The following is a 23,652-nucleotide window of genomic DNA, read 5'->3' as shown; positions in this document are numbered from 1 at the left end:
GCCCTGGCGGCCGCCCCGGCCCGCGCCTGGTGACGGCCGCGCCCGAGCAGGCCACCGCCGAGAGGGTGCTGCGCAGTTGGCGCACCGGGCGCGTCGCCCTCTCCGTGTACGGGGCGGCCGCGATGGCCCTCCTTTGGACGCTGGCGCCGTTGGACGGCAACGAGTCCGACCTCCTCACGGCGATCGGGATCGTATTGGCCGGTGGCGTGGCCGTCCTGGCGGGTGTCACCGTCCGTAACGGGTGGCGGGGCGAGGATTTGGCGGTATGGGAACCGGAGCTGCGGGACCCGGCGACGCTGGTGGATGACAAGCGCGTGGCCCGCAGTGGCGGCACCGCCTTCATGACGGCTCTGTTCGCCATCTCCGGCTTCGCCGTGCTCGTGCAGGTCCTGGGCGCCAACCACGCGGCGAAGGCCGCGGCCGTGGCAACCGTCACCCGCTGCAGTAGCGACTACAAGGGCAGGTCCCCCTACTGCTACGGGCGCTGGACCGTGGCAGGACGCACTTACTCCGGGAGGCTGCCGGACGTCCAGTACGCGTCCTTCGGCGACACCGTGCGCATCCGCTACGACCCCGAAGACCCCTCCTCCCTCGGTGACCGGTCGACCACCCGGCCGCTCTTCATCTTCCTCATCTCGGGTGCGCTGTCCGGGGCGATGGCCTGGCGGTGGTTCGAACGGGCGCGATACCCCTACCTCCACGAGGTCGAGCGGATCGCCGCGAGGTCCGTCCGGGACACTCCGGCCGACTGAGGCCCTCGTCCCGTTCGGCGGCGCCGTACCCCAGGTCAGGAATACCGGGTACAAGGCCGCACTTCCCCGTTGCCGTCTGCCCTGATACACAACAGAACAGATCACAGCGGAAGAACGCGGAGCGGACGATGGCCCCTCACCTCCCGGCGCCAACCGTCGCAGGCCGACCCGTCGGCGACCGGTATCGCGGCACCGGTCTGCTGCTCACCATTCCCGCCGCCCTCCTGGCGCTCGTCACCCTGGTCGTGCCGACCGGCCAGACGATCGTGCGAAGCCTCCAGGACTCGCGGCTCTTCGGCGCCTCCCACCGATTCGTCGGCCTAGAGAATTACTCCCACCTGCTCGAACAGGGCTACTTCTGGCGCACGCTCGGCTTCTGGGTCTTGCTCGCCCTCGTCCCGGTCGTCGTCGCCGTGCTGGTCGGACCGGCGCTCGCCGCCGCCCTGGACGGGGCGGGCACCTGGCCCCGGCGGATCGGCCGCGTGCTGATGTCCCTGCCGCTCGTGGTGTTCTCCCCGGTGGCGGTCGCCGTCGCCTGGAACATGGGCCAGACGCGCGGAGGCGGGATCGCGAGGATCTTCGGCCGGATCGACGGCCCCGACAAGGCGTTCGGCATCATCCCACTGGTCACGGCCGCGGCCACGTTCGGCGCGGTGTGCGGCTTGGCGCTGCTGGTCTTCCTGCCCGTCATGCGCGGCCGCGGCGAGGGCCGGCGGATCGCCCCGGCCATGCTCGCGGTCGCGGCGATCGTCGCGCTCGCGGTGATCGCGACGAGCCTGCAGGCGTTCACCTTCCCGGCGGTGCTGAGCGACTCGCAGCGCTCGACCACTCCCGTCGGCCTGGAGTACACCGTGGCCTTCCTCAGGGGCGAGTTCGGTGTCGGTTCCGCCCAGGCCACCATCGTCGGGGTGATCCTGGCGGTCCTCGGCGTGGCCGCGGCCCTGATCGCGATCAAGACGAGCCTGGGCGTCGGGCTCTCCCCGACTCCCCCGCGCGGAGCGCCGGAGCCCGGCCCCCAGCCGGACGCCGGCCGGGCGGTACTCGGGCTGCTGGCCGTGGCCGTCGTCCTGATCTTCGCCGTCCTGGGCTCCTGGCCCTGGCTCTCCGCGCTGTTCTCCCACGGACCCAAAGGCCCGTCCCTCGCCTCCACCGCCCGTCTCTACCTGAACACGTGGATCCCGCCGCTGCTGGGAGCCATCGTCTCCGTCGGCGCGGCGTTCCCGGCGGCCCTGGGCATCGGCGGCCTCCGCCCGCTCGGCCCCCGCAGCGAGTGGCTCCTCCTGCCGTTCGCCCCGTGGCTGTTCGTGGGCATCGGCCCGCTCAGCATCGCCGACTACCAGAACGAGCGGGACCTCCACCTCCTCGGGAAACTCCCCTCCCTGATCTCGCCGATCCTCGTGAGCGTCCCCGCGCTGTTCATCCTGACGCTCTTCTGCCGGAGACACGCGGCGCGCTGGCGGGCGCAGCGCGCCGCCGGCGCCCCGGCCGGACCTTCGTTCTTCGCGACGGTCGTCGTCCCGGCACTGCCCCTGGCGGGCCTGCTCGTCGGTGCGATCACCCTGATCGGCGGGCAGGGCCTGCTGTGGCCGTTCCTGATCGGCGACCGCGTCGGCACCCAGACGGCACCGATCGAACTGATGGTCCGCGTCGAGCAGACCTTCGGCACGAACGGACAGGTCGGGCACACCACGCCGATCGTCGTGGTCGTCCTGGCACTGATCGCGCTGGCCGCACTGCAGATCCTCTATCTGGACCGGCTCGTCATCACGACCGGTCCCGACGAGGAGGCGCTGGGTCTCTCCCCGCCGGTGCAGCCCGTGGGACGGCCCGCTCCGGTCCCGGGCCACGGCGGCCCCGGCCTCCCGCCGCCCTCGGGACCGGCGTTCGCCCTCCCTCCCCCGCCCGGCCACCAGGGCCCGCCGCCGTACGGGCCTCCCCCTGGATACCCACCGCCACCGGGGTACGCGCCTCCGCCCGGCCACGGACCATCGCCTTCGCCGGCACCGCCGTCACCCGAGACGGCACCGGCCGAGCCGAAGCCGTCAACCGACCCGGAGCCTCACCCCGGCCCCGCCGCCGAGGCACGGACGAGAGGCGACGCGGAGACGCGGACGAGAGGCGACGCGGAGACGCGGACGAGAGGCGACGCGGAGACGTCCTCCGCCGCGAGAGATGACTCGGCACCGGAGGACACGCCCGCCGACGACCCGCCGCAGGACAAGGACGACTGAGGCGGCCCGCAGAACCCGGAGGACGATTCCCGGCCCTGCGGTCTCGGGTGAGCCCGCGCCGGCGCTTCGTCATCGCATGCGGAGAGCGCCTGGCCGTGAGGTGACGCGTGGCGTTGGATCCGCGGCCTCGGGCCGGCGTCATGCCGTGGTCTTCTCGCCGATCTCGTCGGCGGCGGGCGTGCTCGTTCGACCAGCCGCGGCGTTCCGCGTGCGCAGGATCGCCCAGCCGACGAGCGCCGCCGCCACAGCGGTGAGTACGAGGCCGGCGATCGTGACCGCCTCGTGGAACTGCGCGGTTTGCCGCGTGCTCCAGTTCGAGGTGGCGATGTCGCCGGTGAACAGCGCCGCGAGAATGGTGCCGCTGACGGCGATGCCGACGCCGGAGGTGACCTCGGTGACGGTGTCGGTGAGCGCCGCGCCGACCGAGGTTCGATTCTTCGGCAGACCACCGAACACGTTGATCGCCGCGACCACGCCGACCACACGCATCCCGGCGGCCACGAGTACGAGTGCGATCGCCACCCATACGTACCCGAAGCTGTTCAGCAGACCGTAGACGGCGAGCCCGAACACGACCGCTGCGGCGCCGAGCCATGCGGCCCGGCCGCCACCGACCCGTTCCACGAGCGGATTGACGAACGGGCCGGCCGCGACCAGGACGATGACCTGCGGCAGCATGCCGATGGCGGCAAGGCCGGGCGTCCACCCCCAGTCGAGCTGCAGTTGCAGCGTCACCAGGTAACCGAGACCGGCGGTCGCCAGCCCGGCCGCGGCCTTGTAGGCCAGGCCGCTCGAAACGAGGGGACGAGCGACGAGCCGAAGATCGAGGAGCGGATGGCGCGCCGAGATCTCGCGGAGGAGGAAGAGAACCGCCCCCACGACGGCTGCGGCGGTGACCGTCCACGGCTCCCAGGAACCGGTGCCCTCGTTCACGAACAGGGTGGGCGCGACGAGCGCCAGCACGATCGTCGCCGTGCCCAGCACCGCGCCGAGGACGTCCACCGGGTCGCGGTGCAGATCAGCCGCTTCGTCCTCAGCGATGCCCGCCCGCACCCCGATGATCGCGAGCACCGCGATCGGCACGTTCACCAGCAGGAGTACCTGCCACGGAGCGATCACGAGCACGAAGCCACCGACGGTCGGGCCGATCGCGAGACCGACCAGACCCACGGTCGAGATGAGCGTCGTCGCACGAATGCGCAGGCCGTCCTCGTCGAACAGCCGGAAGGCCAGCGCCATCGACCCCGGCGTCGTCATCGCCGCCGCGACGCCCATCACCGCGCGGACGACGATCAGTTGCTCCGCGGTGGTGACGAAAGCGGTCGCCAGGCTCGCGACGCCGAGCAGCACCAGACCGATGAGCATGATCCGCCGACGGCCGAACCGGTCGGCCAGCACGCCGAAGACCAGCATCAACCCGCCGAACACGACCCCGTACGCACCCGTCACCCACTGCAGCGCGATCGTCGAAGCGTGCAACTCGCGTCCGATCGTGGGCAACGCGACGTTCAGGATCGAGTTGTCCAGCATCTCGAACAGGAAGACCGCCGACAGTCCGACCAAGGCCACCCAGGCCTCGCGCAACGACCTGGGGCCTCTACGGTCGGGGTCCACCGCCGTGGGCGCCGATCTGGTCCCCTTGGGAGTGCTCACGAGCAGCCACCTAAGATATAGAGCTCTATCTTACGGCGGCCAGCGTAAGGCGCTAGATTAAGATAGGCAACTCTATCCAAGGGAGGGGCGGATGCCCGAGCGGCGCCGCGGAGCGGCACTGGAGAAGGCGCTCCTCGATGCGGCCTGGGAAGAACTCACCGACAGCGGCTACGCCAGGTTCACCATGGACGCCGTCGTGCAGCGCGCGGGCACCAGCCCTCCCGTCCTCTACCGCCGCTGGTCCGACCGCGACGAACTCGTCCGGGCGGCCATCGTCCACACCCTGCGGAAAAGCCTCCTCGACCTTCCCGACACGGGAAGCCTGCGGAAGGACATCCTCACCCTCATGCGGGAGATCAACGCCACCCGTGTCCAGTTCATCACCGTCATGAGCGTGCACCTGGCCGGCTACTACCAGGAGACCGGAACCACCCCCGGCGACCTGCTCGACCCCCGCGCGACGGGGCGCTCGGAATCTCTCGACGCGCTCTTCGACCGCGCCGTCGACCGCGGCGAGGTCAAACCGGAGCTCCTCACCGAACGCATCAAGTCACTCCCCTTCGACCTGCTGCGCCACGAGATCCTCACGACCTTCGCCCCCGTGCCCGACCACGTCCTAGAAGAGATCGTCGACACGGTCTTCCTCCCCCTGGTGCGCTGACCGCAGGCCCGGCACCCATGTGGCGGTCCGGCATCCCGCCGCCGGGCCGTACGAAACACTCGGCGAAGCGGGTCACGAGCAGGGAGGTTCCGGGATAAGTCGCCGTCGCCGATCACCTTCACCGAGCGTTGTGTACGCCACACCGCCGACCACCGCGCGACTGGCCGCCCCTCGACAAGAGCGACGCCGAACGCCGCCGTACTCACCGAGAACCTGGTGCGGAATCGCCGCACGCGCCGGCTGACCTCATGGCGCGGAGAATCGGGTGGCGGTGGCGGTGGCGGGGCCCCACCTCCGGCTCCGTGGTCACCTTGCCGTCGACGTTGACGAGTCGATGACCGGTATGCCGGGCTCGCTACGCCGATACCGACGTCAAAATGGCTGATCGATCCAGCCCTGCCGGGTGGCTCGTCCCCGCAGCAGGCGCGGAGGACTCGGTGAAGGGCATCAGCGGTGGGGGCATCTTGGGAGGAACAGCCGTCACCGATCACTTTTACCGAGCGTTGTGTACGCCGTGCCGACCGGCGGCCGTCGCTACGGACGACTGCGTGATACGCAACGTCGGCCGACCGGCCGCTGCGGCGGCGTGGAGGCTGCGCGAGCGATCGGTATGGGGAGGATCACCTCCGGGACGGAACGGGCGGTTCCGACAATTCGTACGGCTGGGTGGCACAACCGTCCGCCAGGGGTGTCCGCCCGGCCGAGACGATTTCTCGCCTGGGTAGACAGCGCGAAACGCGATGGGTCACCCGGTTGGCGCGGTGCGCATCACCGCAGTCGGTCCGCCGGATCGAAGACGTCTCGGTGTTCGCCGAAACCACTTCTCACGGGACAGTTCTAGCTAAGACGTCCCACAGCCTTTCGGGACCCAACCAAGGAGAAGAACAACATGAGCCTCAAGGGTTGCATCGCGAAGATCGGTGACGTTTCCAGGAAGCTCGGTGACGCTTCGAGAGTGAATTCGGCGATCCGCGCGGCCGAGCAGAAGGTGTTCTTCGACGACGTAGCGGAGCAGACGAGGGGGACGAAGGAGAAGCTGTCGACCCTCTGGGGAAAGAAGCCCCAGAGGGTCGACGGCTGATCCGGCAAGGCGGCCCGGCCCGAACTGTGGTGAGGACGGACGCCTGACGGTGTCCGGCTTCAGCCGTCGAGGGCGGGGCCGAAGCAAACGGTGGCCGGGCATGTCGCCCGGCCACCGTCTTTCGCATGCTCGGATCGACCGACCCGTAACCCGCTCGGAGCGATCAAACGATCACGACGCTCGGTCGACTGTCGTCACGCTCGTGCTGTCACTTGGGCTGGTCGCCCTTGCGGCCGCCGGGCTGGCGGCCGTAGTTGGGCTCAGGCGCGGTCCTCCCGTAGTTCGCGACGATGCGCTTGAACTCACGGCCCTCGCCGTCGCCCATGTCCAGCGCGGTCTTGACCTTGGTGGGCATGGAAAGCCCCTTTCGGTTGTTGAAGGGCCTCCGCGAAGTCGCGGAGCAGCTGACCCTCTCTAGGGGCGCTACAGAGAGACTGTCCGCAGAACTGGAGATCATCAAGGCCGAACCGCCCACTGTTGAAGGCGAAAGAGGGCACTGGATCCTTCCCGTTTCGACCCGGGGAACCGATCACGCTCACCCTGCCCGAGATACGCCTACTCGTCGACGGCGCGGGGATCCTCAGGAGGGCGAGCGGTCCGCGCTGGGGCGGAGTCGGCACGGCGGGCGAGGCGGTAGGCCCGATCCGACGGGCCCTTCACGCCTCCGGGCTCACGAGGGATCCGGGTTGGTGGGGCGGCGTAGGCCGATGTCGCCGAGCACGCCGACCTGTGGAACATCCCCGGCGGCGACATCGACGACGTCGTCCGCCGCAGCGCGCTGCTGGACCGCTACTGCACCGAGATCCGCCGCGACCCCGCCTCGCTCGTCCGCTCGATCCACCTGCCGGTCTCCTATGACCGGCCCGGCACCACCCGGGACGCGATCGGCGAAGCGGTCGACGCCGGCTTCCGGCACATCGTCCTTGGGCTGCCGACGCCCTACCCGGCCGGCGTCGCCCGCTGGGTCGCCGAGGAGCTCATCACCCCGTCGGCCTAGCCGGAGCGGACGCGGGCCGGTCAGGAGCCGGGGCGGGGGCGGTCGTGGCGGGGGGCGGGGCCGAACTCCTCTTCCAGGCGGAACAGCAGCGCGCCGAGCAGGGAGTTCAGCCGGTCGACCTGGTCTGGGTCGAGCGCGCCGCCGAACAGACGTTGCTCCTCCAGCGTCCGCTGGGCGGTGGCGGCGCTCCAGAGGCGGCGCCCCTCGTCCGTCAGCCGGACGGGGCGGCTGCGCCCGTCCGCGGCAGGGGCGGGTTCGACCAGGCCGCCGCGGGTGAGGCGGTCGATGCGGACGCTGACCGTGCCGGAGGTCAGGCCCAGCGCGTCGGCCAGTTGCTTGGGAGTGCGCTCGTACGGGGGGCCGGAGCGTTGCAGGACCGACAGCGCCGCCCAGTCGCCGACGGTGATCGATTCCCGCCCCGCGGCCCGCTCGAGGATGTGCTCGAAGAGGCGGGCGATCCGGCCGATCCGCTGGCGGGCGGCCTCCACGCCGGGGTCGACGCCGGAGGGCATCTGCCCGATCCACCGGGGCAGGTCGGCGCCGACCGAGTCGGGCGGCAGCTCCTCATGATCTTCGGCCACTGGACACACCTTGAGTCTCAAGATACTTTTCCTTGAATCTCAAGCTATCCGATTCGAAGGATCGACCATGCCTGAAACCGCGAACGCCCCCCGCGTGTGGTTCATCACCGGCACCAGTACCGGCCTCGGTCGGGCGATCGCCGACGCCGCGCTGGCCCGCGGTGAGCGCGTCGTCGCCACGGCGCGGGACCCGCAGAGCGTCAAGGATCTCGTCGAGCGGGCGCCGGAGCTGGTCCGCGCGGTCGCGCTGGACGTCACCGACCCGGCCCAGGTGACGGCCGCGGTCGGCACCACCATCGAGGAGTTCGGCCGGATCGACGTGCTGGTCACCAACGCCGGACATGGGTTGGTCGGCGCGCTGGAGGAGCTGTCCGACGAGCAGATCGACGCGGTGCTCGCCACGAACGTGCTCGGCGTCATCGGCGTGACCCGTGCCGTGCTGCCGCACATGCGGGCGCGGCGGCGGGGTCACATCGTGCAGATGTCCTCGGTCGGCGGCGCGGTCGGCAACCCCGGCCACTCGATCTACGCGACCTCGAAGTTCGCGCTGGAGGGGATGTCCGAGGCGCTGGCCGGCGAGGTCGGGCCGCTGGGCGTCCGGGTGACCATCGTCGAGCCGGGCCCGTTCCGTACGGACTTCGCCGGCCGGTCGATGCGGTTCGCCGACCCGATCGACGACTACCGCGACACCCCGGCCGGCGCGTTGCGGCGGCGATTCTCCGACCAGGACGGCGTGCAGCCGAACGACCCGGCCAAGGCCGCCGAGGCGATCGTCAAGGCGGTCGACGAGCCGGACTCGCCGCTGCGTCTCCCGCTCGGCCCGGAGGCGGTGGAGCGGATCCGGCAGAAACTCCGGCGGCAGCTCGCCGACCTGGACGCCTGGGAGCAGGTGTCGCTGGACACCCGGTACTGATCAGCGGAAGCCGTCGGCGTGGCGGGCGGCCCATTCGGCGTAGGTGTGGGGCGCCCGCCCGATCAGGTCGGCCGGGGCGGGCGACACCTCGGCCGTCTCCTTCGACTCCGCGCGCATCGCGATCAAGGCGTCGACGACCGGGGCGGGCACGCGCGCGGACATGGCGGCGCGGAACTCCTCGGCCGACAGCCCCTCGAACCGCAGCTCACGGCCCAGTACGTCACCGAGTATCGCCACCCGCTGCGGGTCGGTGAGCGCCTCGGGCCCGGTCAGCAGGTAGGCCCGGCCGGCGTGACCGTCGTCGAGCAGCGCGCGGACGGCGACGGCGGCGATGTCGCGCTCGTCGATCGGCGTCCCGGCCGCGCCGTCTCCGAGCCCACGGACGACGCCGGTGGCCCGGATCTGCGGGGCCCACCACTGCAGATCGTTGGCCATGAACGCGCCGGGCCGCAGGATCGTCCACGACAGGCCGGAGTCCGTCACCGCCTGCTCGACGCCCGCGTGCAGCCGCCCGATCGGGTTCGGCCGCTCGTACCTGACCGCCGAGGCGGACAGCAGGACCACGTTCCGGAGCCCGGTCTCCCGCGCCGCGGCGAGGAAGCCGGCGGTCCGGTCCGGCACCGGGAACAGGAACGCCCGCTCCACTCCGCGCAGCGCTTCGGGCAGGGTCGCGGGCTCCGCGAGATCGCCCCGGACGACCTCGACCCCGTCCGGCAGGTCCGCCCGGTCGGGCCGGCGCGTCATCGCGCGTACCTCCGCGCCCTCCTCCAGCAACTGCCCGACCACCTGGCGGCCGACGTTCCCGGTCGCTCCGGTCACGAGGATCACGGACGTCTCCCTTCGACTTCCCCAATACTTCGGATTTCCGAATATATACACTGGGCGTCGTGACCGAGCACGCACCACCGCAGGCGGGCCGCCGCCCCGAGCCCGCGGAGATCAGGGAGGTCCTGGCCCACGTCCCCCTGGTGGCGGCGTACTTCCAGCGAGCGCGCGGCGACATGCCGCCGGAGTTCTACGAGGCGTTCCGGGAGCACGGGCTCACCGCCCGGCACGGCGCGGTGCTCAGCCACCTGTTCGTCGAGGAGTCCCTCAGCGTCACCGAGCTGTCGCGGCGGATGGGCGTCTCCCTGTCCACCGCCAGCGAGCTCGTCGGTGACCTGAGCCGGGCCGGCTGGGTCGAACGCCGCGAGGATCCGGCCAACCGCCGCCGGACGCTCGTGTCGATGCCGGACCGGCAGCGCCCGGTGATGGAGGAGTTCATCGCGCGCCGATCCGCACCGCTCCTGCGCGTGCTGGAGAGCCTCTCCCCACGGGACCGGGCGGGGTTCGTCGCGGGCCTGACCGCCTGGGCCCACGAGGTGCGCGACTGGCAGAGCGCGGGCCCCTGACCCGTGCGCGCCGTCAGCCGCGCAGGTGGGCGAGGACGGCGAGCACGCGGCGGTGGTCGTCGGGGGCCGGCGGCAGGTCCAGCTTCATGAAGATCGAGCCGACGTGCTTGACGACGGCCGCCTCGGTGACGACCAGGCGGCGGGCGATCGCGCCATTGGAACGGCCCTCCGCCATCAGCTCCAGCACCTGGCGTTCCCGGTCCGTCAGCCGTCGCAGCGGTGAACCGTCGTGCCGGCCGGACAGGAGCCGCCGGACGACCTCGGGATCGATCACGGTGCCGCCCTCGGCGACCCGGGTCAGGCCGTCCATGAACTCGTCGATGTCGCCGACGCGGTCCTTCAGCAGGTAGCCGATGCCGCCGCCGGTCTGCAGCAGGTCGGCGGCGTAGGACCGCTCGACGTACTGCGACAGCACCAGCACCGGCAGGCCGGGATGGTCACGCCGCAGCTCCAGCGCGGCCCGCAGCCCCTCGTCGCGGTGGCCCGGCGGCATCCGCACGTCGGTGACGACGATGTCCGGCGGGCCGGCGGCGACGGCGGCGACCAGGGCCGGCGCGTCGGCGACCGCCGTCGTCTCGTGGCCGAACCGGCCGAGGATCTGGATGAGGCCCTCGCGCAGCAGCACCGAGTCCTCGGCGAGCACTACCCGCACGGCATCTCCACCCGAATGATCGTAGGGCCGCCCGGCGGACTGGACAGCCGGAGGGTTCCATCGTGGACCGCGACCCGGTCGGCGAGGCCCTGCAGTCCGGTGCCCCGCCCCGGATCCGCTCCGCCGGACCCGTCGTCGTGGATCTCGACGACGAGCAGCCGGTCGAGCATCCGCGCGGACACCCGGGCGTGCCGGGCGCCGCCGTGCCTGGCCGCGTTGGTGAGGGCCTCGGCGGCGACGAAGTACGCGGCCGACTCGAGCTGTTCCGGCGGGCGTACGGGCAGGTCGACGTCCACCTCGACGGGCACCGGGGAGCGCTCGGCCAGGGCCCGTACGGCCGCGTCCAGGCCGCGGTCGGTGAGGATCGAGGGATGGATGCCCCGGACGAGGTCACGGAGTTCGGTCAGGGCGGCGCGCGCCTCGTCCTGCGCCTTGCCGATCAGCTCACGATCCCCGTCGAGCCTCGCGAGTCCCAGCAGCATGATCAGCCCGGTGAGCCGCTGTTGCGCTCCGTCGTGCAGGTCACGTTCGATGCGCCTCCGTTCGGCCTCGAACGCGCCGGCCATCCGGGCCCGTGAGGCGGTCACCGCGACCAGCCGCTCCCCCAGTTCCGCTTCGCCGGACCGTACGAGGAGCGCGCGGGCCAGCGCGGCGCGGGCGCCCGCGAGCAGCGTCAGCGCGTAGAGGCCGGCCACCGCGACCGCGACCCCGACCGGCACGAGCGCCCACGCCTCGCCCGGCGTGTCCACGGTCACCAGCGAGCCGTACTGGATCCGGTCACCACCGCCCACCAGCGCCGGCGCGGCGATCTGCACGGCCGCGACGGCGATCAGGTTCGAGAGCACGGCGCCGTCGAACACCGACAGCGCCCCGTGCAGGAGTCCGTAGCCGAGCTCCCGCCAGGACGCGGCCTCCCGCAGCCGGTACCGGATCCAGGGCCGAAGTCCCGGGCGCGGCACGGCCCCGTGCGGCGACGGCGCCGGGCGCGGGTCCAGCCAGCGGAGCCTGCGGCGTTCGACCGCGGCCAGTGCCACGGCGAGCAGCGGAGCGCAGGCCAGCAGAGCCAGCCCGGCGACGACGGGCGTCAGGAGCAGGCCCGCGGCGAGCAGCGCGAGGGTGAGCGCCAGCCAGGCCAAACCGATCGGAACGCCGGTGACGACGTACGCGAACGCCCGCCAGGGCCACGCCGAGAACAGGAACCGCAGCGGGTTCCGCGCCATCGCCCGCCAGACCGTCGTGCGCCCGCCCGCACCGTGGTCCCCCGTCCCGCTCACGCCACGACCGTACGCGACCAGGCCGCCAGCACGGTCGGGTAGAGCAGGTAGCCCCACCGGGTGGCGGGCAGCAGGCAGATGGCCAGGCCGAAGCCGAGCGCAGTCCGGCGTGCGGCGTCCGCGGCGTCCCGGGGCGGGCGGAGGCACAGCCAGGCGGCGATCGTCACGGCGGTCAGGCCGAGCAGCGCCAGGGCCACCGCGTGCCCGGCCGGGCCGAGACCGGCGAGCAGATGCCCCGGCAGTGGGCTGTCGGCGGGCGAGGTCACCGGCGTGAGCCCGAGTGGGAACAGCACGACGTTGGTCAGGAAGGCGGCGGGATCCAGCAGGGCGGGCACGCCGATGACCGGGACGAGCACCGCGGCCGCGGTGCCGACGTACCTCGGCGCGCCGGACCGCCCTGTCAGGAACAGCGCCGTCACCAGGACCGGCCAGGCCGTCGGCTTCAGCGTCGCGGCGACGCCCAGCACCGTCCCCGCCCATCCGGGGTGCCGCCGGGCCAGGGCGAGGCCCAGGCAGGACAGGCCGAGCACCGGCAGATCGTCGCCGCCCACCGCGACCGGCAGCGCGACGACCGGCGAGACCAGCACGAGGACCGGCAGGCCGCCCCACCCAACGCCGCTCCACCCAACGCGGGCCCGCCCGACGCGGCCCCGCCCGACGCCGTCCCACACGCGGCCGCATCGGCCGACCAGGCCGGCGAGGGCCATCGCGACGGCGAACACGGCGGTGAACAGGAGACGGGGATCGAGCCCGGTGGTCCCGAACACCGCCATGCCCGGCAGGTACGGGTCGTAGGCGGTGTACGCGCCGGCCGGCACCGCGCTCGCCGGGTACGGCGTGCCGTGGCGCAGGAGGTGGGCGCCGGACCGGACCACCACCGCCACCTCCTCCTGCGCCGTTCCGGTGGCGACCAGCACGACGAGCGGGACCAGCGCCGCACCGGCGAACGCGCAGCCGCGACCGGCGGTACGGCTCACGGTGGAGACACCGGCGGCCACCGCGTACCCGGCCGCCGCGATGACACCCCACGTGCGATGCGCCGCGGGACCGGCGGCGACCGCGAACACGCCCGCGAAGACCGCGAACGCCGCGAACCAGAGGGGTTCCGGCGGGAGACGACGCGGCGGGCCGCCGGTGGGGCAAGGTGTGGTCCGCCGTGCGTCGGGCGGCGACGCGGTGATCGTCATGCCGATGCTCTTCCGTCGGGGGTGGGTCACCACCAGCGAACCGGCGACGCGCGGAAAGATCAGTAGAGCGGGATGCCGAGGTGAGGTAGGTCCTGCCGGGTGGGGTCAGCCCTACCGGGAACCTCCAGATCGCGCCAGTGCGGCGGGGCTTCGTCGCGGGTTGGCTTGACGCATGACACAGACGACCGCCCTGCTACCCGTCGCCCGGGCGGACTCACTCGTGAAGACGTACGGCTCCGGGGAGAACGCGGTGGCCGCGCTGCGCGGCGTCTCGGCCGCGTTCGCCCGCGGGCAGTTCACCGCGATCATGGGCCCGTCCGGGTCGGGCAAGTCGACGTTCCTGCACTGCCTCGCCGGGCTGGACGCCGTCTCGTCGGGGGCCGTCGTCATCGACGGGGTCGACATCACCAAGCTGTCGCGGACCCGGCTGACGAGGCTGCGCGGCGAGAAGCTCGGCTTCGTCTTTCAGTCCTTCAACCTGCTGCCGATGCTGACCGCCGAGGAGAACATCCGGCTCACCGCGCGGATGGCCGGGCGGCGGGTGGACCGCGAGTGGTTCCGGATCCTCGTCGACGCCCTCGGGCTGCGGGACCGGCTCGACCACCGGCCCGCCGAGCTGTCCGGCGGGCAGCAGCAGCGGGTCGCGGTCGCGCGGGCCCTGCTGACCCGGCCGGAGGTGGTGTTCGCCGACGAGCCGACCGGCAACCTCGACTCCTCCGCGGGCGGAGAGGTGCTGCGGTTCCTGCGCGCGGCGGTGGACACGTACCACCAGACCGTCGTGATGGTGACGCACGACCCGCTCGCCGCGTCGTACGCCGACCGGGTGCTGTTCCTGGCGGACGGCCGGATCGTCCACGAGCTGGCCGGACCGACGATCGACGCGGTGCACGGCGTCATGCGCCGGATGGAGGCCTGACCATGTGGCTCATCGCCCGCCGGTCGTTCGCCCAGGACTGGGCGCGGCTGACCGCGACGGTGCTCGCCGTGCTGTTCTCCGTGGGGCTGATGTCGGGAGCGCTGCAGTTCGCGCTGCGGGCGCAGGCCGCGGTGTCCGGGTCGGACGCGAGCGAGTACGCCAAGGCGGACGTGGTCGTACAGCCGCCCGACGCCGACCCGGAGGAGTCGTTCGCCGTTCCTCCGGGTGAGGTGCGGCCCGACACGATCGGCTCCGTGCCGGGCGTCGCGGCGGTCGCCGGGGACGCCGCCGTGCCGGTCACGGTCATCGGGGCGCGCGGCCGGCCGGTGCTGCCTCCGGCGGGCGCGGGGACCATGCTCCGCCCCTGGATCCCCGACCCGCGCCTGAACGCCTACCACCTGGTGGCCGGGCGGGCCCCCGCCGCCGACGACGAGGTGGCCGTCGTACGGCACGTCGCGACGGCCGGGCACCTGGCGACCGGGACCGCCATGACGTTGCTGCTGCCCAAGACGTCGAGCAAGGTGCGGATCGTCGGTGTCTTCACCGTCCAGGGCCGGGGGGCCGTGGCGTCCGGCGTCCTGGTCCTGGGCACGCCCGCCGCCGTCCAGAAGGCGGCGGGCCTGGCGCCGGGCACGTGGCAGAGCCTGTGGGTGAAGGCCGCCCCGGGCGTTCCGGCCGGCGAACTCCGGGACCGGCTGACCGCGCCGATGCGCCCGGCCGTCGTGCGCACCGCCGCCGACCTGCGGCACCGCCAGTCGGCTGAGCTTCAGGGCATGGGCACGTCGGTGGGCGGGGCGATCGGCATGCTCTCCTCGGTGGCGGTGTTCACCGGCCTGTTCGTGGTCGCGAACGCCTTCGGGACGATGGTCCGCCAGCGGACCCGGCGGCTGGCCCTCCTGGCGGCCATCGGGGCCCGGCCCCGGCAGATCAGGCGGCTGGTCCGTCTCGAGGCGCTCGTCCTGGCCGTGGTCGCGTCGGCGGGCGGCCTCCTCGTCGGGTACGGCGTCTCGGACGTCCTCACGCGGCTGTTCGCGCAGGACGGCTTCGACATCTCCGCCGGCGAGGTCAGGGTCGGGTGGATCTCGCTGGTCTTCCCCTTCGCGGCGGGCGTCGTTACCACGCAGTTGGCGGCCTGGCGGCCCGCCCGCCGCGCGTCGCGGGTCGCGCCGATCGAGGCGCTGCGGTCCGCGACCGCGGAGACGAAGAGCCGGAAGTGGCCCCGGATCGCGGGCGCCGTCGCGATCTTCGCGGCGTCCTGGATGTTCTTCGGCCCGGTCTTCGCGGTGGCGAACGACCCGACCTCCGTCGGCACCGACCGGACCGTGGGGATCATGATGCTCATCATGCTCGGGTGCATGGTGTGCGTATCCGCGCTGGCCGTGCTCGCGCCCTTCTTCGTCGGCCCGCTCGGCGGCCTGGTCGGACGGCTCGGCATGCTCGTCAGCGGCGAGGCGGGCCGGCTCGCCCGCGCGACCATCGTCCGCAGCCCGCGCCGCGTCTCCTCGGCCGCCGCATCGCTCATGCTCGGCGTCGCGCTCGTCGTCACCACCGGCCTGCTGATCACCTCCATCGACGACCGGTCCCGCGTCGCGGGGGCCGAGGCCCTCGCCGCCGACCATGTCATCGCGGGGAACGGCCGTACGTCGAACGGGGCCGCGTCGCTTCCGGCCGACACGGCGGCCCGCGTCGCGCGCGTCCCCGGCGTGACCGCCGCGGTCGCGCTGACGCGGACGGAGGTACGGCTGGTGTCACCGAGGGTCAAGGCGTTCGACGGCGATCCCGGCACGCCGATCTTCCTGGCCGTCACCGGCGCGTCCGACGTACGGGCGGTGCTGCGCTTCGGCGGGCACCTTCCCGTGCTGCGGCCCGGCGAGATCGGTGTCGCGTCCCCGCTGGTGAAGGCGTACGGGCTGCGTCCGGGCCGCCGGATCGTCGTGCACGGCGCGCGCGGCGACGTGACGCTCACCGTGGCCGGCCGGTACCACGACCCCTCGCACCTGTTCGCCGACCAGGCGCTGGTCGCGCCGGCCACGATGGCGACGCTGGATCCGGGCGCGAGCACCTCGGCCGTCCTCGTCCGGGGCACCGCGTCGGCGGCGGCGCTGGCGGCGGCCGTCTCCGACGTCCCGGTGGCCCGGGTGTACGACCGGGCGGCCTACGTACGGGTGGCGGCGGCCGCCATGCGGCAGGGTGTCCGAGTGATCTACGGGTTCATCGCGATGTCCCTGGTCATCTCGCTGTTCGGCATGGCCACGACGGTGGCGCTGAGCGTGTCGGAGCGGACGAAGGAGTTCGGGATGCTCGGCGCGGTCGGGACCACCGTCCGGCAGATCCGGTCGGTCGTCCGCTGGGAGGCCGCGACGGTCGTCCTGCTGGGAGTGCTGCTGGGCCTCGGCACCGCCGTCGGCACGGTCGCGCTGCTGCACGTCGCCACCGGTAGTTCCTTCATCCGGGTGGACCTGCCGTGGTGGCTGCTCGCCGCCGTCGTGCTGGGCGCGGCGGTCGTCACCTGGGCGACGTCCGCGCTGCCCGCCCGCCGCGCCGCCGGGGTGCCGGTCCTGGAGGCCGCGAAGGCGGAGTGACCCGCACCGCACGTCGCGTGCCGGTCGTCCCCTACCGGTAGGCGCCGCGACGGTGGCAGTCGACGAGGTGGTCGTCGACCAGTCCGCAGGCCTGCATGAGGGCGTAGACGGTGGTCGGGCCGACGTGCCGGAAGCCGTGCTTCTTGAGCTTCTTGGCGAGCGCCGTGGAGCCGGGCGTGGTGGCGGGCACGTCGCCGCTCGTCTTGGGCGCCGGAGCGGCCGGGTCGGCGTGCGCCCAGACGAGGGCGGCCAGGCCGTCGGGCAGGTCGAGCGCGGCCCGGGCGTTCGCGATCGTCGCGTCGATCTTGCGGCGGTTCCGGACGATGGCGGCGTCGGCCAGCAGCCGCTCGACGTCGGCCGGGCCGTACGCCGCGACCTTCTCCGGGTCGAAGCCGTCGAACGCCCGCCGGAAGCCCTCGCGCTTGCGCAGGATCGTCAGCCAGGACAGCCCGGACTGGAACGCCTCCAGGCACAGCCGCTCGTACAGCCCGTGGTCATCGCGGACCGGGCGGCCCCACTCGTCGTCGTGGTAGGCGATGTAGTCGGGCGCGGAGACGCCCCATGGGCACCGCGCCAGCCCGTCCGGTCCGATGACAGTCATTCGAACATACTAGCGAGGCGGTGCAGCGATGTCCGCAACATGAGGCGGGCGGCCGGTCCGACCGCGAACCAGCCGGCCCGGCCGAGCGGCCCGAGCGGCAGGTCGAGCAGTTCGGCCCAGGTGACACGGCACCGGCCGCCCGGCAGATCCAGGAGATCGAACCGTCCCTCGCCGCGTACGAGACCGCCGGTGTGCCGCACCAGGACACGATGCGGCGGCAGCCACTCGCTGATCACCATGGTGTCGAGGAAACCGACGGGGCCGACGCCCGTCCACGCCTCGACGCTCGCGCCGTCGCCCGCACCGCCCTCCGCCCGGGTCAGCGGCACCCACTCGGAGTGCCGCGGCCAGTCGACGAGGACGTTCCACACCCGCTCCGCCGTCGCCGGGACGTCGACCGACGCGTGCACCGCGACCCTGCTCATGCGTCCTCCTTCGTCGGAGGGGTGACCAGAGGCACTGCGCTCATGACTCGCTCGCTGCGCTCACTCATGCGTCCTCCTTCGCCGGAGGAGAGACCAGAGGCACTGCGCTCATGACTCGCTCGCTGCGCTCACTCATGCGTCCTCCTTCGCCGGAGGAGAGACCAGAGGCGCCGCGCTCATGACTCGCTCGCTGCGCTCACTCATGTGTCCTTCTCCCGCTGCTCGGTCTCGGCCGCTCGTTCCGCGGCGTCCTCGTGGTCGGCCGCCGGGCCCTCGTCGGCGTCGCGGTCGGCCCGCGGGTCGAAGACGACCTTGTCGACGATGGTCTGCGGCGGATTCACAGGCCGGTCCTGCACGGTCCGCGGCGGGTCCGCGGGCCGGTCCCACACCGTCTGCGGCGGGTCCGCGGGGCGGTCCCGGGGCTCCTCGCGGGTGTGGTGCGGAAGCGGCGGCAGGTCGCCCTCGCGCGAGGACGGCGGATCGGACGGCTCGAACGGATCGCGCAGGTCCATGGAGTCGGGTGCCGGGGAGGCCGACGGGACGGCCGGGCGCCAGGCCTGCTCCGGCGGCTCGTTGAGGTGCCGACGTGCCTCCGCGAGCTCCTGCTCCAGCACGGCGATGCGCGTGTCGCGCTCCGTCAGCTCGTGCGCGAAGCGTTCCAGCGCCTCGTCGGTGATCTGCTTGTGGTAGCCCCAGAGCCCCATCGGCAGGCGGAGCAGCACGGCGTCCGTGCCGCCGACCGAGCGCCGGCCCGGCAGCGACAGCCGCGGATGGTCCGGATGCTCGACGGAGAGCTCTCCGCCGCCACCGGTGGCCACGACGACGATCGCCGCCAGGACGGCCAGCGCGGCGAGGGCCACGGTGATGGTGACAAGCATGTACCGATCGTGCCACAACCACGCGGTACGGTGGGTCAACCCGCTCAGCGAACGCCGCACGCGCCGCATATGCCACGATCAGGACCATGGAGCTGCGTCTCGGGAACCGGGTCATCTTTCCCGGCGCTTTCACGGTGATGACGGAGGGCCCCGCGGAGGGCGCCGACATCGCCGAGGTGGCCGCCGATCCGGAGATCGTCCGCGCGGTCCGGGCGGACCCGCGGGCACCGGTCATCGCGGTGACGCCGTCCTCGGAGGAACAGGCCGCCGCCTGCGTACGAGCGGGGGCCGACCTCCTGATCGGGGACCGGTTCGCCGGCGTGGCGGCGGCCACCGGCGCCGCGCTGCTCTGCTCGGCGCCCGAGCGGGCCGTCGGGATACGCCCGGACGGGGTGCTGGTCCGCGTCACGGACCCCTACGAGACCGAGCGCCTCGCGGAGGCCGGACGGGCGGTGTTCGTGGACGCGGCCGAGCCCGCCGTCGCGTCGGTGTTCGCCTGGGCAGGCGCCCGGGTCTTCCGCGCGGCCGACGCCGACGCGATGCGGCAGGTGCTCGACATGGTGGCCTCGATCAAGGGCACCCGTCCACCCGCCGTATCGCGGCGCGGCCTGGCCTGACGGCGGATCAGGGCTCGGACTCGACGTAGTCCTCGGCGGTCGGCTGCATGCGCACGGGCGAGCGCTCCAGGTGGTCGAAGGCCTCCGCGACCGTGGTGGCCCAGCCGATCGCGTCGAAGATGCGCGGCCGGGCGAACCCCTCGTCGAGCAGGTGCTTCATCAGATCGCGCAGCGGCTCGTACAGGCCGTACGGGTCGAGGATCGCGATCGGCTTCTCGTGCATGCCGAGGACCCGCGAGGTCCAGATCTCGAAGAGCTCCTCGAGCGTTCCCAGCCCGCCGGGAAGGACGAGGAAGGCGTCGGACCGGCGGTCCATCTCGCCCTTGCGCGCCCTCATGTCCTCGGTGACGACCAGCTCGGCGGAGTCGTCGTCGGCGATCTCCACGTCGACGAGGGCCTTGGGGATGACGCCGACGGTCCGGGCGCCGCCCTCGCGCGCGGCGCGGGCGACGGCCCCCATGCACGACACGGTGGCGCCGCCGCTGACCAGGCTGTGTCCCCGCCGGGCCAGCTCGGCGCCGGCCTCGGCGGCCAGTTCGACGTAGCGGCCGTCGATGCGGCCGCTGGACGAGCAGAAGACGCAGACGCGCATCAGCTTCCGTTTCCTCCCGCCACCGCGTCGGCCTCCTGGGCCGCGCGCTCCTCCAGCTCCCGCTCCTGCGTCTCGTGGGCGCGTTTGATGCGCTCGACGACCTCGACGGGGTCGTCGGTGACGTACATCAGATCGAGGTCCTCCGGAGAGATCTTGCCCGCGGGCAGCATCTGATCCTTGATCCACTGGATCAGGCCGCCCCAGTAGTCCGTGCCGAAGAGCACGATCGGGAAGCGGGTGATCTTCTTGGTCTGGACGAGCGTGATCGCCTCGAACAGCTCGTCCAGCGTCCCGAATCCGCCGGGGAGCACCACGAACGCCTGGGAGTACTTGACGAACATCGTCTTGCGGACGAAGAAGTAGCGGAACTCCACACCGATGTCGATGTGGTCGTTCAGCTTCTGCTCGAACGGCAGCTCGATGCCGAGCCCGACCGACAGGCCGCCCGCGTCGTCGGCCCCCTTGTTGGCGGCCTCCATGATCCCCGGGCCGCCACCGGTGATCACGGCGTATCCGGCCTCGGCGAGCAGCGCGCCGATCCGCTCCGCCAGCTCGTACTCCTCCGAACCCGGCTTCGTACGGGCGGAGCCGAAGACGCTCACCGCGCGCGGCAGCTCCGCCAGCAGGCCGAATCCCTCGACGAACTCCGCCTGGATGCGGAGCACCCGCCAGGGGTCGGTGTGCAGCCAGTCCGAGGGGCCGCGGGAGTCGAGCAGGCGCTGATCGGTGGTGGTGGCGGGGATCGCGTTGCCGCGGAGGGTCACGGGACCCTGTCGTCTCCTGCGCGGCGTCTCGTCAGGTCGCATGGCCTAACCGTAACCAGCCACGCGACCGCTTTCGGCCGAGCCGACCGCATAGTCGGCGGCGAACGAATGATGCTTTCGCACTGTACGCCGATTTGCCGGTTTCTAGACCCCCGCCGTGAACCAAGCGACGGACACGCGCGAGCCGCACCCCGTTTTCGTCGATCCGCCGGGACGCCGGGGACCGATCACGCGTCGGATCACCGGCCGAAGCGGGTGCGCTCGATCTCCTCGTACACGTTGATCTTGTGGTCGATGAGCTCGAGGTCATGCTGCAGCTCGTCGATGCGCGCGATCACCTCCGCGCGGTGCGCCACGAGCAGCGCCTTGCGGTCGGCGGCCGTTCCGTTGCCCTCGCGGGCCAGCTCGGCGTAGCGCAGGATGGTCGCGATGGGCATCCCGGTCGCGCGCAGCCGGGTGAGCAGGGTGATCCAGGACAGGTCGCTCTCGGTGTAGCGGCGGTGCCCGCTGGCGTCGCGCTCCGGGGGCTCCCGGAACGCGCCGATGCGCTCGTAGTAGCGAAGGGTGTGCGTGGAGACGCCGGTGCGCTCGGCCGCCTCCGCGATCGTCAGTCCGTCGGCCAGGACCTGGCCCATCAGGTCACCTTCCCGCGTCGATGCCGCTGTGGGGTCCGGGGGATCTCGTCGGTGTCGTCGGTGTCGCGGCCCACGTCGTTGAGCCGGGCCGTTCGGATCTCGGCGGCGGCGCTCAGGTCGTGAGCCAGGCCCGCATCCGCTCCTCACTCGCGAAGATACGCGGAATCTCGACGTACTCATCACGGGTGTGCGACAGGCTCGGTTCACCCGGGCCGTAATTGACGGCCGGGATGCCCAGCTCGGAGAACCTCGCGACGTCGGTCCAGCCGAACTTGGCACGCACCGCGCCGCCGGTGGCCTCGGTGAACGCCGCCGCGACCGGATGCGTCAGGCCCGGGCGCGCACCCGGCGCGCCGTCGACCACGGTGACCTCGTAGCCGTCGAACAGCTTCCGGAGGTACCGCTCGGCGTCGGCCAGGGACTTGTCGGGCGCGAACCGGTAGTTGATCGTGACGACGCACTCGTCGGGGATGACGTTGCCCGCGACGCCGCCCCGGACGAACACCGCGTTGAGCCCCTCGTGGTACTCCAGGCCGTCCACCACGGGCCGCTCCGGCTCGTACGCGCGCAGGACGTCGAGCACCGCCGCGGCCTGGTGGATGGCGTTCGTCCCCATCCACGACCGCGCGCTGTGCGCCCGCTCGCCGGAGACCTTCACCTCGACGCGGATGGTGCCCTGGCAACCGCCCTCGACGATGCCGCCCGACGGCTCCATCAGGACCGCGAAGTCGGCCCGCAGGAGCTCGGGCCGGGTCAGGCCGATGCGCCTGAGGCCGTTGCGCTCCTCCTCGATCTCCTCGCACTCGTAGAAGAAGTACGTGACGTCCCGGGTCGTCTCGGGGATGGTGGCCAGCTTGAGCTGCACGGCGACGCCCGCCTTCATGTCCCCGGTCCCGCAGCCGTACAGCCGGTCGCCCTCCACGCGGGAGGGCAGGTTGTGGTTGATCGGCACGGTGTCGAGGTGCCCGGCGATCACAACCCGCTCGCCGCGGCCCTGCGACGTCCGCGCGATGACCGTGTCGCCGTCCCGCTCGACGGACAGGTGGGGCAGGGCGCGCAGCGCCTCCTCGACCGCGTCGGCGAGGGCCTTCTCGTTGCCGCTCACCGATTCGATATCGACGATCGCCGCGGTCAGGGACGCGACGTCCTGAGTCAGATCAAGCCGCATGGGGCCTGAGCCTACGCCAGTGATGCCCGGATCCGGCCAGCCGCCCGGCGTCCGGCGGCCGCGCCGTTAATGGGCCTGAACTGCGCGGATCCGCCGACCTGCCAACGAAGGCGGCAATATTAGGGGATTTTTCCACTTACTTCCGGCTTGCCTCGTTGGTTATTTACCTGTGAGAGGGAGCGGATCGTCGTTGTTTTCCGCTGGAAGGACCTCCCCCGCCATGAACCATCCCCCCGCCCACCCCCGCAGCCGGCCCGCCGCACCGCCGGGCCCCGCCACGACCGGCCCCGACCTCGCCCGCCCGGAACTCGGCCGCCGAGACCTGCTCATGCGCGCGGCCGCCGTCGCGGGCGCCGCCGTCCTCCTCGGCGCCGCCGACCTGACCCGCCCGCGCTCCGCACACGCCGTCACCAGGCCGTACGTCTACACGCGCGCCGAGTGGGGAGCGCGGCCCCCGACCTCACCCGCCACCATCATCAAGGCGCCCGATCACCTGATCGTGCACCACATGGCCTTCCCGAACTCCACCGACTACTCGCTCGCCCACGCCTTCCAGCTGTCCCGCGACTGCCAGGACCTCCACATGGACACCAACGGCTGGAGCGACACCGGGCAGCAGCTCACGATCAGCCGTGGCGGCTACGTGATGGAGGGCCGCAACCGCTCGATCGAGGCCATCGGCAAGGGCGCGAACGTGATGGGCGCCCAGTGCGCCAACGAGAACGGCCACACCCTCGGCATCGAGAACGAGGGCACCTACACCACCGAACTGCCGCCCACCGCCCTGTGGAACTCGCTCGTCCAGACCCTCGCCTGGCTCTGCGACCTCTACGAGCTCTCCCCGGCCACCGCGATCGTCGGCCACCGCGACTACAACACCACGCAGTGCCCCGGCGACGCGCTCTACGCCCAGCTCCCCCGGCTCCGGTCGGAGGTCGCCGGCGCGCTCGGCCTGGCGCACGTGGCGCGCGCCGAGGCGTCCGGCACGCGATCCGGCCTGCCCGGCCCGCGGGCCCTCGGCGACCACGGCCCCGCCGCTCCCCGGCGGGCGGCCAGACCTTCATCGGCGGGCGGCCTGGGCCGCTCGGGCGGATCGCGCTG

General features: G+C 72.5%; 25 protein-coding genes. 10 read left to right on the top strand and 15 right to left on the bottom strand.

Features of this window, described 5'->3' with window-relative positions; translation table 11 throughout:
- Positions 1-29 precede the first annotated feature (29 nt).
- The gene (locus tag AB0K82_RS40190; RefSeq protein ID WP_364407642.1) at positions 30-752 is read left to right on the top strand and encodes a hypothetical protein; all 723 of its coding nucleotides are present in this window, start codon (positions 30-32) and stop codon (positions 750-752) included.
- Positions 753-880: 128 nt separating this feature from the next.
- Positions 881-2,983: a hypothetical protein gene (locus AB0K82_RS40185; RefSeq protein WP_364407639.1), complete on the top strand. Its 2,103-nt coding sequence runs from the start codon at positions 881-883 to the stop codon at positions 2,981-2,983.
- Between the two features lie 138 nt (positions 2,984-3,121).
- On the opposite strand, the gene AB0K82_RS40180 is transcribed toward AB0K82_RS40185, so the two are convergent.
- Complete coding sequence (locus tag AB0K82_RS40180; RefSeq protein WP_364407636.1) at positions 3,122-4,636, bottom strand: MFS transporter; 1,515 nt, start codon at positions 4,634-4,636, stop codon at positions 3,122-3,124.
- Between the two features lie 91 nt (positions 4,637-4,727).
- Here AB0K82_RS40180 and AB0K82_RS40175 point away from each other — a divergent pair, with 91 nt between their 5' ends.
- Positions 4,728-5,297, top strand: coding sequence for a TetR/AcrR family transcriptional regulator (locus AB0K82_RS40175; RefSeq protein WP_364407633.1), 570 nt, complete (start codon positions 4,728-4,730; stop codon positions 5,295-5,297).
- 889 nt (positions 5,298-6,186) lie between these two features.
- Positions 6,187-6,378, top strand: a complete 192-nt coding sequence (locus AB0K82_RS40170) for a hypothetical protein (RefSeq protein ID WP_364407630.1) — start codon at positions 6,187-6,189, stop codon at positions 6,376-6,378.
- A 208-nt stretch (positions 6,379-6,586) separates the two neighbouring features.
- Here the strand turns inward: AB0K82_RS40170 and AB0K82_RS40165 are convergent, their stop codons facing one another.
- The 3 genes from AB0K82_RS40165 to AB0K82_RS40155 form a co-directional block, all read right to left on the bottom strand.
- On the bottom strand, positions 6,587-6,733 hold the full coding sequence (locus tag AB0K82_RS40165; protein ID WP_364407627.1) for a hypothetical protein: 147 nt from the start codon (positions 6,731-6,733) through the stop codon (positions 6,587-6,589).
- Between the two features lie 315 nt (positions 6,734-7,048).
- Positions 7,049-7,219, bottom strand: a complete 171-nt coding sequence (locus AB0K82_RS40160) for a hypothetical protein (RefSeq protein ID WP_364407624.1) — start codon at positions 7,217-7,219, stop codon at positions 7,049-7,051.
- A 176-nt stretch (positions 7,220-7,395) separates the two neighbouring features.
- Positions 7,396-7,956, bottom strand: coding sequence for a MarR family transcriptional regulator (locus AB0K82_RS40155; protein ID WP_364407621.1), 561 nt, complete (start codon positions 7,954-7,956; stop codon positions 7,396-7,398).
- 67 nt (positions 7,957-8,023) lie between these two features.
- On the opposite strand from AB0K82_RS40155, the gene AB0K82_RS40150 reads away from it, so the two are divergent.
- On the top strand, positions 8,024-8,869 hold the full coding sequence (locus AB0K82_RS40150) for an SDR family oxidoreductase (protein ID WP_364407618.1): 846 nt from the start codon (positions 8,024-8,026) through the stop codon (positions 8,867-8,869).
- On the opposite strand, the gene AB0K82_RS40145 is transcribed toward AB0K82_RS40150, so the two are convergent.
- On the bottom strand, positions 8,870-9,697 hold the full coding sequence (locus AB0K82_RS40145; RefSeq protein ID WP_364407616.1) for an NAD(P)H-binding protein: 828 nt from the start codon (positions 9,695-9,697) through the stop codon (positions 8,870-8,872).
- 59 nt (positions 9,698-9,756) lie between these two features.
- Between AB0K82_RS40145 and AB0K82_RS40140 the strand changes: the two genes are divergently transcribed.
- A complete protein-coding gene (locus tag AB0K82_RS40140; protein WP_364407614.1) occupies positions 9,757-10,260 on the top strand; it encodes a MarR family transcriptional regulator in 504 nt (167 codons plus the stop codon).
- A 13-nt stretch (positions 10,261-10,273) separates the two neighbouring features.
- Here AB0K82_RS40140 and AB0K82_RS40135 read toward each other — a convergent pair whose 3' ends face one another.
- The 3 genes from AB0K82_RS40135 to AB0K82_RS40125 are packed head-to-tail and all read right to left on the bottom strand — an operon-like array spanning position 10,274 to position 13,373.
- Positions 10,274-10,912, bottom strand: coding sequence for a response regulator transcription factor (locus tag AB0K82_RS40135; protein WP_364407611.1), 639 nt, complete (start codon positions 10,910-10,912; stop codon positions 10,274-10,276).
- The gene (locus tag AB0K82_RS40130) at positions 10,903-12,186 is read right to left on the bottom strand and encodes a sensor domain-containing protein (protein WP_364407608.1); all 1,284 of its coding nucleotides are present in this window, start codon (positions 12,184-12,186) and stop codon (positions 10,903-10,905) included. Before AB0K82_RS40130 ends, AB0K82_RS40135 begins: the two co-directional genes overlap by 10 nt.
- Positions 12,183-13,373 carry a glycosyltransferase 87 family protein gene (locus AB0K82_RS40125; protein ID WP_364407605.1) on the bottom strand — a complete coding sequence of 397 codons (1,191 nt, stop codon included), beginning with the start codon at positions 13,371-13,373 and terminating at the stop codon, positions 12,183-12,185. Before AB0K82_RS40125 ends, AB0K82_RS40130 begins: the two co-directional genes overlap by 4 nt.
- 172 nt (positions 13,374-13,545) lie before the next feature.
- Between AB0K82_RS40125 and AB0K82_RS40120 the strand changes: the two genes are divergently transcribed.
- Both AB0K82_RS40120 and AB0K82_RS40115 read left to right on the top strand, forming a co-directional pair.
- Positions 13,546-14,289, top strand: coding sequence for an ABC transporter ATP-binding protein (locus tag AB0K82_RS40120; RefSeq protein WP_364407602.1), 744 nt, complete (start codon positions 13,546-13,548; stop codon positions 14,287-14,289).
- Positions 14,290-14,291: 2 nt separating this feature from the next.
- Positions 14,292-16,871 (top strand): ABC transporter permease, encoded by a 2,580-nt coding sequence (locus tag AB0K82_RS40115; RefSeq protein ID WP_364407599.1) that lies wholly within the window; start codon positions 14,292-14,294, stop codon positions 16,869-16,871.
- Positions 16,872-16,902: 31 nt separating this feature from the next.
- On the opposite strand, the gene AB0K82_RS40110 is transcribed toward AB0K82_RS40115, so the two are convergent.
- From AB0K82_RS40110 to AB0K82_RS40100, 3 genes are all read right to left on the bottom strand, one after another.
- Positions 16,903-17,472 (bottom strand): DNA-3-methyladenine glycosylase I, encoded by a 570-nt coding sequence (locus tag AB0K82_RS40110; RefSeq protein ID WP_364407597.1) that lies wholly within the window; start codon positions 17,470-17,472, stop codon positions 16,903-16,905.
- A complete protein-coding gene (locus tag AB0K82_RS40105) occupies positions 17,469-17,897 on the bottom strand; it encodes an SRPBCC family protein (RefSeq protein WP_364407594.1) in 429 nt (142 codons plus the stop codon). Before AB0K82_RS40105 ends, AB0K82_RS40110 begins: the two co-directional genes overlap by 4 nt.
- A gap of 200 nt (positions 17,898-18,097) precedes the next feature.
- Positions 18,098-18,775: a hypothetical protein gene (locus AB0K82_RS40100; protein WP_364407592.1), complete on the bottom strand. Its 678-nt coding sequence runs from the start codon at positions 18,773-18,775 to the stop codon at positions 18,098-18,100.
- Positions 18,776-18,861: 86 nt separating this feature from the next.
- Here AB0K82_RS40100 and AB0K82_RS40095 point away from each other — a divergent pair, with 86 nt between their 5' ends.
- Positions 18,862-19,392, top strand: coding sequence for a hypothetical protein (locus AB0K82_RS40095; protein ID WP_364407589.1), 531 nt, complete (start codon positions 18,862-18,864; stop codon positions 19,390-19,392).
- Positions 19,393-19,399: 7 nt separating this feature from the next.
- Here the strand turns inward: AB0K82_RS40095 and AB0K82_RS40090 are convergent, their stop codons facing one another.
- The 4 genes from AB0K82_RS40090 to dapE all read right to left on the bottom strand — a co-directional run bounded on the left by AB0K82_RS40090 (position 19,400) and on the right by dapE (position 22,551).
- Positions 19,400-19,984, bottom strand: coding sequence for a TIGR00730 family Rossman fold protein (locus tag AB0K82_RS40090; RefSeq protein ID WP_364407586.1), 585 nt, complete (start codon positions 19,982-19,984; stop codon positions 19,400-19,402).
- The gene (locus AB0K82_RS40085; protein ID WP_364407584.1) at positions 19,984-20,790 is read right to left on the bottom strand and encodes a TIGR00730 family Rossman fold protein; all 807 of its coding nucleotides are present in this window, start codon (positions 20,788-20,790) and stop codon (positions 19,984-19,986) included. Before AB0K82_RS40085 ends, AB0K82_RS40090 begins: the two co-directional genes overlap by 1 nt.
- Positions 20,791-20,987: 197 nt before the next feature.
- The gene (locus tag AB0K82_RS40080) at positions 20,988-21,383 is read right to left on the bottom strand and encodes a MerR family transcriptional regulator (RefSeq protein ID WP_364407581.1); all 396 of its coding nucleotides are present in this window, start codon (positions 21,381-21,383) and stop codon (positions 20,988-20,990) included.
- A gap of 112 nt (positions 21,384-21,495) precedes the next feature.
- Complete coding sequence (gene dapE / locus AB0K82_RS40075) at positions 21,496-22,551, bottom strand: succinyl-diaminopimelate desuccinylase (RefSeq protein WP_364407580.1); 1,056 nt, start codon at positions 22,549-22,551, stop codon at positions 21,496-21,498.
- Between the two features lie 220 nt (positions 22,552-22,771).
- Here dapE and AB0K82_RS40070 point away from each other — a divergent pair.
- The coding region (locus AB0K82_RS40070; protein ID WP_364407578.1) for a peptidoglycan recognition family protein at positions 22,772-23,652 on the top strand (881 nt) is incomplete at its 3' end.

This window comes from Actinoallomurus sp. NPDC052274, from assembly GCF_040679475.1.
Taxonomy (GTDB): Bacteria; Actinomycetota; Actinomycetes; order Streptosporangiales; family Streptosporangiaceae; genus Actinoallomurus; species Actinoallomurus liliacearum.
The sequence above is the reverse complement of the archived record's forward strand: the minus strand, read 5'-3'. Positions and strand labels throughout refer to the sequence as shown.

What these genes read in the sequence shown, in the direction of transcription:
- AB0K82_RS40185 (WP_364407639.1), top strand. Translation starts at nt 881, where the DNA reads ATGGCCCCTCACCTCCCGGCGCCAACCGTCGCAGGCCGACCCGTCGGC.
- AB0K82_RS40095 (WP_364407589.1), top strand. Translation starts at nt 18,862, where the DNA reads ATGGAGCTGCGTCTCGGGAACCGGGTCATCTTTCCCGGCGCTTTCACG.
- AB0K82_RS40090 (WP_364407586.1), bottom strand. Translation starts at nt 19,984, where the DNA reads ATGCGCGTCTGCGTCTTCTGCTCGTCCAGCGGCCGCATCGACGGCCGC.
- dapE (WP_364407580.1), bottom strand. Translation starts at nt 22,551, where the DNA reads ATGCGGCTTGATCTGACTCAGGACGTCGCGTCCCTGACCGCGGCGATC.
- AB0K82_RS40110 (WP_364407597.1), bottom strand. Translation starts at nt 17,472, where the DNA reads ATGACTGTCATCGGACCGGACGGGCTGGCGCGGTGCCCATGGGGCGTC.
- AB0K82_RS40125 (WP_364407605.1), bottom strand. Translation starts at nt 13,373, where the DNA reads ATGACGATCACCGCGTCGCCGCCCGACGCACGGCGGACCACACCTTGC.
- AB0K82_RS40175 (WP_364407633.1), top strand. Translation starts at nt 4,728, where the DNA reads ATGCCCGAGCGGCGCCGCGGAGCGGCACTGGAGAAGGCGCTCCTCGAT.
- AB0K82_RS40150 (WP_364407618.1), top strand. Translation starts at nt 8,024, where the DNA reads ATGCCTGAAACCGCGAACGCCCCCCGCGTGTGGTTCATCACCGGCACC.
- AB0K82_RS40105 (WP_364407594.1), bottom strand. Translation starts at nt 17,897, where the DNA reads ATGAGCAGGGTCGCGGTGCACGCGTCGGTCGACGTCCCGGCGACGGCG.
- AB0K82_RS40120 (WP_364407602.1), top strand. Translation starts at nt 13,546, where the DNA reads ATGACACAGACGACCGCCCTGCTACCCGTCGCCCGGGCGGACTCACTC.
- AB0K82_RS40165 (WP_364407627.1), bottom strand. Translation starts at nt 6,733, where the DNA reads ATGCCCACCAAGGTCAAGACCGCGCTGGACATGGGCGACGGCGAGGGC.
- AB0K82_RS40170 (WP_364407630.1), top strand. Translation starts at nt 6,187, where the DNA reads ATGAGCCTCAAGGGTTGCATCGCGAAGATCGGTGACGTTTCCAGGAAG.
- AB0K82_RS40080 (WP_364407581.1), bottom strand. Translation starts at nt 21,383, where the DNA reads ATGGGCCAGGTCCTGGCCGACGGACTGACGATCGCGGAGGCGGCCGAG.
- AB0K82_RS40115 (WP_364407599.1), top strand. Translation starts at nt 14,292, where the DNA reads ATGTGGCTCATCGCCCGCCGGTCGTTCGCCCAGGACTGGGCGCGGCTG.
- AB0K82_RS40085 (WP_364407584.1), bottom strand. Translation starts at nt 20,790, where the DNA reads ATGCGACCTGACGAGACGCCGCGCAGGAGACGACAGGGTCCCGTGACC.
- AB0K82_RS40100 (WP_364407592.1), bottom strand. Translation starts at nt 18,775, where the DNA reads ATGCTTGTCACCATCACCGTGGCCCTCGCCGCGCTGGCCGTCCTGGCG.